The following is a 9,364-nucleotide window of genomic DNA, read 5'->3' on the forward strand; positions in this document are numbered from 1 at the left end:
AATCTTGTAAAGATTTTTGATTAAATAATTCTTAGGATTTAAAGAAAAAAGGTATTTTGATACATAATTATTTATGTATATTATTTTATATAAAATTTTAATCAAAGTAAATTAATTTTATTTCGTCTTGAGCAAATAGTTTATATGAGAAAATAGATACTATAGTCATTATATAATTTTTTATTAAAACATTAAGTAGTAAACAATATTTTTTGCTTTTATAGTAGCAAAATAATAATTGAAAATATGAATTCATAAGATCTTTAATGTAAACGCAATAAATTCTCAATTTTTATAGGTAAATTACTCCTTAATTAACTCTTAATATTTGTTGTTTTTATTTTTCAAGTGTTAATATCATAAAGGTAAAACAATTAATGGCTAATAAATATTTGGCTAATAAATATTTTTAGGAGAATAATTATGTCTGAAGTACAAAATTTGACACGTAGTTTTGGTCAAGTTTATGAAAATTCAATTTTATTAGATCAGAGTATTACTGCACCTGTGTGTGAGGGACTAAATATAGTACTAGCTAGCTTCCAAGGACTCTATTTACAATACCAAAAGCATCATTTTGTGGTCGAAGGAGCAGAATTTTCCTCTTTGCATGATTTTTTCCAGAAAAGTTCTGGTGATGTGCAATCCCATATCCATGAGATTGGGGAACGTTTAAATGGATTAGGTGGTATTCCTACTGCATCATTTGCCAAATTGGCTGAATTATGCTGTTTTGAGCAAGAACCTGATGGTATATACTCTAGTCGGAAGATGGCAGAAAATAACCTGAAAGCAGAGCAAATAATTCTGAATGTAATTCGTCGTCAAGCTTCCCAAGCAGAAAGCTTAGGTGATAGAGGAACTCGTTATTTATATGAACAGATTTTGCTGAAAACAGAAGAAAGAGCTTATCATTTGCATCACTTCCTCGCTAAGGACAGCCTCACTTTGGAATTTGTACAACTTACTCAGAATTAAATGGTTAGTTTTTGTGAAAATTCATATGTAGTGCTTCTCTTGTTTTAAGCCTTCTAGCATAATTCTTCAAAAACAAATTCCCCAAGCAGAGAATATAAATATTCTCTGCTTTTCTGTTCGTATATAGCTGGTTAGCAAGAAAAATTGCTCTCTAATACTCTATTATTTCTAATATTTACTGTCTTTTCCATTCAGGGTAAAGTATTGGTTATGTCATATTTAACAAAATTAAACTTCCAGGTTAGTAAAGAGTACTATAGGAATTCAATTGATAGGGCATTAATAAGAGTGGCAGAACACTGGAATTATTGCAACTATAAAATATCCCTAAATCTATAAATAAACAGCAAGACTTTTAAAAATTTGCTGATTAATTTATTGGGAAATGGAGATAATTGAGCTAGGAGAAAACTATAAAGCTGTTATGGAGCAGAATATAGTTAAGCTAAAAGTGAATAATAAAATATAGTCACAAACAATTATTGCAAAGTACACTATGAAGAAGTGACAAAAATATAAGGTTAGTGAGGTAGTGATAGCTTGAACTAATGCAAACTTAGGGGAGAATTTACGAAAATAATCGTACCATTTTGAAGATATTCTTGCAATTTTACCTGATCATATTCAAGGTAAAATCGATTTAGAGTTGATTCGAGTTTAAAAACAGCACAACAATCATGAGTGATTGGAGTAAAAATTGATCAAGAAAAATAAAACATGCATAATATCAACTTTAACAGTTATGAAAATAATATCCAGTAAATAATCAATCATGCCTTCAGAAGTTGTATATGGTAAAGCAAATACTTAATTTGTTAAGGGCATAATATCTGCTAAACTAGATAATATTAAAAAACTATTTGTTCTTACATATTCGTCTGGTAATTCCTTATTCACTATCATCTCACTAATGAAGTCGGTTACATTAGCTGCTTTCATACCATTATTAAAATCTTCAAAGCTATGTTTTGATAGGATTGACAGTTAATTTCTGAAGCAGATAAAAGATATATTTCTGGATCTGGGTTACTTTTTGAAATGCTATCAGATGTGTAAATAGCATTAAATCTTTTCAAATAGGAAGTATTTCGTAGATGTGCCTTAACTTCTTGACGACTAGAACTTGTGGCTAATGCAGTGGAGATTTTATTCTCTTCTGATTTTACAAATAAAGCCTCAAAGCCACTTATAAATGCTATCCCTTCTATTTCCAAAATTCTTCAAATCTGTCAATAGGAAAATTCTTTCTAAATACTTTTCGTAAAATTGTATTACAGTCTTCATGGGGTATTCCTAACATGCAGTTATAGACTTCATCTTCAAGGTAATATCCCAATTTTTTTTACAGCTTCCTTATAGATTTTTTATATACAGAAACATTATCAAGTATTAATCTATCCATATCAAAGACTGCACCTCTGATATTTCTATTCTGAACTTTTATTGCCATATATATCAGTATAATTTTGTCAATTAACAAAAGGGATGTTAGCAATGCTATTATATAGGGAATTGCTATTTGAATAAATAAAGTAAATAGTATTTAAAAGTTTATTGAGCAGTAGTTGATTAATAAGTAATATTTAGTTAACTAGTTTAAAAATAAATTAATTTGTGCTAGTTCCAGTAGTTAGATGTTTTCTTTAAAAAAATATAAATTCATATTAAACTCTGAAATAGTTTAGGATATTCTTCCATCTACATAAGCTAAGGCAATTAAAGTATGCCCTACTCCTAACCCCAGTTGTAAATCAGATTCTAATTTATATAAATAATCTGCTAAAGTTGGCTCAATAATACTAGCATAGAAATATTTATCCTGATTTTTGTTACCTTGAATTTCTGACAAGTCTTTTGTCAATGATGACGACAATTTCAGTAATCCTATAGCTTGTGATACCTCCATCTTTTCATGACAAAAGTCAGAAGCTTATTTAATTAAGTAATTCCAGTTCATCAAAAAATACTTAAAAAAATTTTGCACATTAGATACTGCTTCTCTAGGAATGGGGAAATTAAAAATTAGTTGCTGAAAATCTTTAGTACTATGAATATCATAAAGAGAATTAATCATCGTCCTATAAAGGGTAATATAGGAATTATATTGCAGTGTTAAAGTATGATGACCAGCCATAATAGAACGATCATAAGCCCTAATTTTTTTAGAGCCTACATACAACTCTTTATTTGAGATACTTCTTCTATGATCTGTCTGATTTCTAGAGCATAGTAGCAAGTTATCATCATTGGGTTTTGACTTTTACCATCTTCTACTACAAAACTCATTCTATAATTCCAGCTACTTTCTTCCTATTTTGTTATCCATTCTATGGAATAACGACCTAAGACATCAACAACGACTAAAGATTAAGTTTTATTTTCTTTAATTCTCTGAAAAATATTTGCTATACAGCCTCTAGTTTCTCTTTTAGTCATATTAGAATAAGGAATACCATAGGATAAGTAAATTTTCATGGGCTTATCTGGGATTATATATCTAAAGTCATTAACTTGGAATTTTATATTAGGTTGGATTCTCGACTTTTCTAAGCCTGCATTTACTATATCTAGACTATTATCGAGACCAAGATAAAATAGTTTCTTACTAGCTAAATTTACACTATCTAAAGTATTTTTAACTAAAATAAATTCTTATCCTAACCTACAGCCAGAATCTATAAGAATTATAGATTCTGGCGAGAATAACTTTTCTATTTATTTAATTTCATTACCAATGATAGTAACCAAAAAATTGTCTTCCTAGCTATTTTTTACATTATCTTTTCTCTTGGAATATAAATAGTATCTGACTGTTTTTTTACTATTATTGATAGTCAATTGATGTAAAGTTAGACATGAAATATATCTATAGTCTACAGGTATGATATTACATCACTATATTAATAAACCTTGATATTAAAGAAAGCATCAAAGTTCCTAATTATGGCAGTTGCTTTACAGACCTGTATGTAGCAGAATTGAAATAATTGGCTTTAAGTTTGCATCAATACCTAAGAATAGTTTAGGTAAAACTAACTTTAAATATAACAAACATTTAATCTGATAATAAATACACTTAAAACTCACTTATACATAACATTATAAAACTTGGTGGATAGACATTTTTACTCTGTTGATTCTAAGATAGCTACAAGCAATACTAGTATTATCATTAATATAGATGATTAGTTAAATATAGTAATTCTTGTCATCTTCTAGAATTTACATACAAGTTTGTTGTCTTTGGTATAATGACCAATACAAACCTTTTTGAGATAACAACTCTAAATGAGTACCCTTTTCTGCCAGAACACCTTTTTCCATGACCAAAATTTGATCCGCACGTTTAAGGGGGGCAAATCGGTGAGCAATAAAAAAACTGTACGTCCACGGGAAATAACTTGCAAGTTCTGTAATACTTGCTGCTCAGTTTCACTATCTAAAGCACTTGTAGCTTCGTCCAAGATTAAAATTGGTGAAGATGATAAGAATAACCTAGCTAAAGCTATTCGTTGTCGCTGTCCTCCAGATAGAGATGTTCCCCTTTCTCCTACATTGGTTTCATAGCCACGAGGTAGTTCACTAATGAAATCATGTGCCATGGCTAGTCTGGCAGCTTCTACCACTTGCTCAGCACTGATGTCTGGATTTCCTAGAGTAATGTTATCTACTATAGAACTATTAAATAAAAAGTCTTCTTGTAAGACCACTCCTATTTGTTGACGAAGGGAGACTAAATCGGCACTCTTAATATCAAAACCATCAATTAAAATTATCCCGGATTCTATTTGGTATAGTTGTTGTAAAAGTTTTGAAATAGTGCTTTTACCGGAACCACTACGTCCCACAATGCCAACAAATTGTCCTGGGGTAACCTGAAAGGAAATACCTCTTAGTACAGGTTCTGTATTGAGAGCATAACGAAAGAATACTTGGTCAAATACCACTTCCCCCCTAAGAGTGGGCAATACTAGACCCGTTCCTGCTTCCGCTTCTGGAGAAACGTTGAGAATATCACCAATACGGTCTACTGATAACAAAACTTGTTGCAAGTTTTGCCACAGTTGTACTAACCTCAGCAAGGGGTTAGTAACTCTTCCTGATAACATTTGAAAGGCTACTAGTTGCCCCACCGTCAACTGTTTTCCTATGACTAATTTTGCTCCAAACCACAGGATTAATAGGGTAGAAAAATTAGTAAGGAAATCACCAATATTACTACTTATATTTGATGTGGTTGATGCTTTAAACCCAGTACGTATGAATCGGGCAAATAGACTCTCCCAGCGATCACGGGCTGCTGGTTCGGCAGCATGAGCTTTGACAGAATGAATCCCAGTAACGGTTTCTACTAAAAAAGATTGGCTATCTGCACTGCGGTTAAAGGTTTCATTGAGCCAATTACGTAAAATGGGAGTAGCAATTAAGGTAAGAGCAGCAAATAGTGGTAATACAGCAAGGGCAACAAAAGTAAGGGGAATATTGTAATAAAACATCAATCCCAGATAAACTACAGCGAAAATACTATCCAAAATCACAGTTAATGCTGTACCAGTTAGAAATTGACGGATTTTTTCCAACTCCTGTACTCTTGCAACTGTATCCCCTACGCGTCGAGCTTCAAAGTAAGCTAGGGGTAAGCGCATTAAATGGCGAAATAACTGTGCCGATAAACTTAAATCAAGACGACGAGCAGTATGGGTAAAAATAAATAGGCGGAGAACCCCCAAAATAGCTTCAAAAATTGCTACAAATATAAGAGCAATTGCCATAACATCCAAGGTAGATAAACTTCCTTGTACCATCACCTTATCGATTACAACTTGGGTAATTAGAGGACTGGTGAGTCCCAGTATTTGTAAGGTAAAGGAGGCTAATAAGACTTCCCCTAGTAGTTTTTGATATTTCCATACTGCTGGTAAGAACCAAGAAAGGTTAAACTTCTCTTGTTTTTGTAGTAGTTCTACCTGCCAAACTTGACCAGACCAAGTTGCTTCTACTAATGACTGGGGTAAATTTTCTAAAGTTCGATCTTGATTTAAGGGATTAGCAACTATTAAATGATCACCTTGAAGTTTATAGGCAACAATCCAATTTCCTCCTTGGTTAGTAGTTTCTCCCCACTGTAACAATATAGGAAACGACAATTGGCATAATTCTCCCCAAGTTATCTGTAATTTTCTCAGGGTTAGCCCCATATTTTCCCCCATCTCCACTATCCGTTTTGGACTTTGTCCCCGTATTTGTCTCTGTACCCATTCTAGTTTGACAGGATTATCTAACTGCTGTGCAACCATGGTTAAGCAAGCTGCCCCAGTATTCCAACTATAAACAAATGGATAACTGAATGAGGGTTGATAGTAACTATCTGCAGAAGTGGGAGTAGGATGTAAAGTTGAGGACTCTGTGGAATGAATTTCTAGTTTCCTCATTTCTTCTTTCTCTACTAATGAAGATTTCCAAAAACTCTCTATTTGTGGCGTTAGTAATTCTGCCCATATATTAGTGTTCCAAACAACAGTTATCACCTCAGTGCTAGCTGCAATTGCTTTACAATCTTTAGGATAACTATTTAAATTTCCAAACCAATCACCTGATTGCAATCTTACTAAGGAATTACCAAGATGCTCTTCCCGCAGACGTACAGATCCAGATACTATGAAAAATTGGTATTCCTTAACTTTAGTAGACCAAATTTTTGAGCCTAAACTATATTTTAATATTTGTACACTATTTTTTAATAGTGATTTCTGTTCAACATTTAACCAACATAGTGGTGGTTCATTCCAAGGAAGAGATGATAAAACACTAATTTGTAAAGACTCTTCATCTCCTGCATTTATTCCATGTGCAGTTTGACCGCCAGTTTTTGAATTTTTCCTGCTAGCCATTTTTCAAACAATTCATTTTGTAGTGCTTGTTTTAATTGTGTATCTTCTAGAGACGCTTTTAAATATTGTTCTATACGAAATAAAACATATTTTCCATCAATTTCTATAGGTCCTATGACATTTCCTTCATTGGCTATATCAATTTTTGCTCTCAATATATCTGGCATTTTTCCGCGGCTAATTGCCCCCATCATGCCATTAAAAATACGGTCATCTGTTAATGAATATTCTCTTGCTAGATACTCAAAACTTACTCCTTCTTCTATCTGAGTATGTAGTTCTTCGGCTAATTCTTGATTATCAAGGACAATGCGTGAAAGTATTACTTTATCTAGAGATATTTTGTTTTCAATAAAATATTCTTGCAGTTTATTCTCTGTAATTATTAACTTTAATTTTTCTAATTGAAAACCAAAATTGATTGATGCATGAAAATCTTCGTAAGAAGTAGCTTTTTCTTCTAACCATTTGTAAAATTTTTGCGGCTCGTTTAATTTATTTCGTAGACGAAAATCAATAATTGCTTGTTCTATAATTACTGGATTAATATCAATATCATTTCTGTCTTTTATTTCTTTTTCGATAATATATTGACGAGTAATATCACTAACAAATTGACCTAATTTACCAGAAGTCTGGAGGTGCTTGACTACTTCTCTCATAGAAATACTATCCCTATCGACTGTTAAAATTGTTAAGTCAGATAAAGTTTTCATAAAGCAATTAGGTCATATAATTTTCAAAAAGTATATGACTACAATTCAAAATAAATCGTATTTTAAGTGACAGTCTTTGCTACCCGACAACTTTTGATTTTGAATGGTCCTTATGGGCACATTGTAAATAATTATTTTTACCAACCAGCTAACTCATAAACGCATTTGCAGTTATTTAAAGATAAATGCAATTTCTTGTACCAAGTTTATGCTTCAATTACTGTGAAAATAATTTCATTTCTTTGCGTTAACTCAAAAATAAAGATTTTTTTTATTTTCATAGGCTCTTATTGTATGGTATATCCTAGATAAAATTCTCTAACTTTATACTTTTTAAAATACTTTATAAGTTACATATAAAGGCACGTGTTTACACCATAATCCTTATCCATAACCAGGCTAATGAAGTGGCAGTAATTGCACCAATTAATGTGTTAAGTATATTGACAATTTCATTGGTCAGCCATTGGTGCTGAGATTGCAGGGTTGCTCCAATAACACTTTCTAAACTAGTTGCAATAAATGCTGCTAAAATGCACCAAATTATCCCATAGAAGTCAATTAAGCCTATCCAACAAGCAATCAAGGAGATTATTCCAGAAGCTATTGCCCCTGCTAGGGTTCCTTCTAAACTAACAGCTCCTTCTGTTCCTTTAGGGACTCGTTGCAATGTAGTGATCAAAAAAGTTTGTTTACCATACGTTTTACCTAATTCGCTAGCACAAGTGTCGGATAATTTTGTACTTAAACTAGCTACATAACCTAATGTTAGAAAGTAATTTATACTCAGTGTTGAAGAGAAATAAGGAAAATAGATTAAACCCCAATTTATCAAGCCAATACCTAAAGCACATAAAGCTGCAGTGAAAGCTGAACCCCATACATTTTCTGGCCCTCTTACACCAAAACGCCTTTCAGCAATGCCTATTGCCTCTTTTTTATCCATACCAATTTGTGTTACAAGAGAACCGATAAGGAAGTAAAATACAACCACTAAATAACCTTGCCAATTTAGAGTTGTCCAAATAAGTACACCTAAAAACCAAGCATGAACAAGTCCAATTGGAGTCAGTAGCTTTTTTGGGAAAATTACTGCCATAACTAAAAGAATAGTGTTGATAGCAATTGCTATTTGCCAAGTTTCCAATCCGGATAGAAAAGATAACATTAGCTTATTAAGCCTATTATCAATACAACAAAAAAACAAAGACAAAATTACCATATCTAACTTGAATATATTTCCTACTTCTTATCCAGTATAATTTGATTAGTTATGGTAATATTACTTTCATATTGTCAAAACCAGCATTCGTGAGGGACATTTTATCATAAGTAATAGAAAGCATAATTTTTCGGAAGTGTAGTTAAGTAATTATATTCAAGGTGAAGTTTACAAATCAGGTATTTATTTCGAACTCCCTCTTCGGTATTGTATATTTGAAAGTCTTTATGAGCAAACTTCACCTTTAACATAGAACATAATGTATATACAAGGGTAAAGATAGCGAATTTTGCTAGGAAATTTGTCATTATGGCAGATAATTATGAACATATTTCTACAACTATCTGCCATAAGATCAGAAACTGATTAATAATATTAAGTTACCCAAACAATTACATTAGAAATAAAATACCAATCTATACAAGTTTATCATGAATAACTATAGATTAAGAGATACTAGTATAGTAGGTAAATATATATAAGATCTGAGAAAATTCTCTACGAGTATAAAATAATTAAGGCTTTTTAAGCCTTAATTATAAACCCTTTTAATTATC

At 31.8% G+C, this 9,364-nt stretch carries 5 protein-coding genes and 1 pseudogene; 1 reads left to right on the forward strand and 5 read right to left on the reverse strand.

What is annotated here, in order from left to right:
* The first annotated feature begins 423 nt into the window (after positions 1-423).
* Positions 424-978, forward strand: coding sequence for a DNA starvation/stress protection protein DpsA (gene dpsA, locus RINTHH_RS06125; protein ID WP_008230180.1), 555 nt, complete (start codon positions 424-426; stop codon positions 976-978).
* A 935-nt stretch (positions 979-1,913) separates the two neighbouring features.
* On the opposite strand, the gene RINTHH_RS06130 is transcribed toward dpsA, so the two are convergent.
* The 5 genes and pseudogenes from RINTHH_RS06130 to RINTHH_RS06155 all read right to left on the reverse strand — a co-directional run bounded on the left by RINTHH_RS06130 (position 1,914) and on the right by RINTHH_RS06155 (position 8,753).
* Positions 1,914-2,192 carry an HAD hydrolase-like protein gene (locus RINTHH_RS06130; RefSeq protein WP_008234262.1) on the reverse strand — a complete coding sequence of 93 codons (279 nt, stop codon included), beginning with the start codon at positions 2,190-2,192 and terminating at the stop codon, positions 1,914-1,916.
* 467 nt (positions 2,193-2,659) lie between these two features.
* The gene (locus RINTHH_RS06135; RefSeq protein WP_044304765.1) at positions 2,660-2,884 is read right to left on the reverse strand and encodes a hypothetical protein; all 225 of its coding nucleotides are present in this window, start codon (positions 2,882-2,884) and stop codon (positions 2,660-2,662) included.
* 1,316 nt (positions 2,885-4,200) lie between these two features.
* A pseudogene (locus RINTHH_RS06145) lies at positions 4,201-6,869 on the reverse strand (peptidase domain-containing ABC transporter).
* On the reverse strand, positions 6,818-7,531 hold the full coding sequence (locus RINTHH_RS06150; RefSeq protein ID WP_008234266.1) for a peptidylprolyl isomerase: 714 nt from the start codon (positions 7,529-7,531) through the stop codon (positions 6,818-6,820). The pseudogene RINTHH_RS06145 and the gene RINTHH_RS06150 overlap by 52 nt, the downstream one beginning before the upstream one ends.
* Positions 7,532-7,955: 424 nt before the next feature.
* Complete coding sequence (locus RINTHH_RS06155; RefSeq protein ID WP_044304771.1) at positions 7,956-8,753, reverse strand: TIGR00297 family protein; 798 nt, start codon at positions 8,751-8,753, stop codon at positions 7,956-7,958.
* Positions 8,754-9,364 lie beyond the last annotated feature (611 nt).

The organism is Richelia intracellularis HH01 (genome assembly GCF_000350105.1).
Classification (GTDB): domain Bacteria; phylum Cyanobacteriota; class Cyanobacteriia; order Cyanobacteriales; family Nostocaceae; genus Richelia; species Richelia intracellularis.

Excerpts from the sequence above, each read along its gene's own strand:
- dpsA (WP_008230180.1), top strand. The coding sequence starts at position 424 with ATGTCTGAAGTACAAAATTTGACACGTAGTTTTGGTCAAGTTTATGAA.
- RINTHH_RS06135 (WP_044304765.1), bottom strand. The coding sequence starts at position 2,884 with ATGGAGGTATCACAAGCTATAGGATTACTGAAATTGTCGTCATCATTG.
- RINTHH_RS06150 (WP_008234266.1), bottom strand. The coding sequence starts at position 7,531 with ATGAGAGAAGTAGTCAAGCACCTCCAGACTTCTGGTAAATTAGGTCAA.
- RINTHH_RS06155 (WP_044304771.1), bottom strand. The coding sequence starts at position 8,753 with ATGTTATCTTTTCTATCCGGATTGGAAACTTGGCAAATAGCAATTGCT.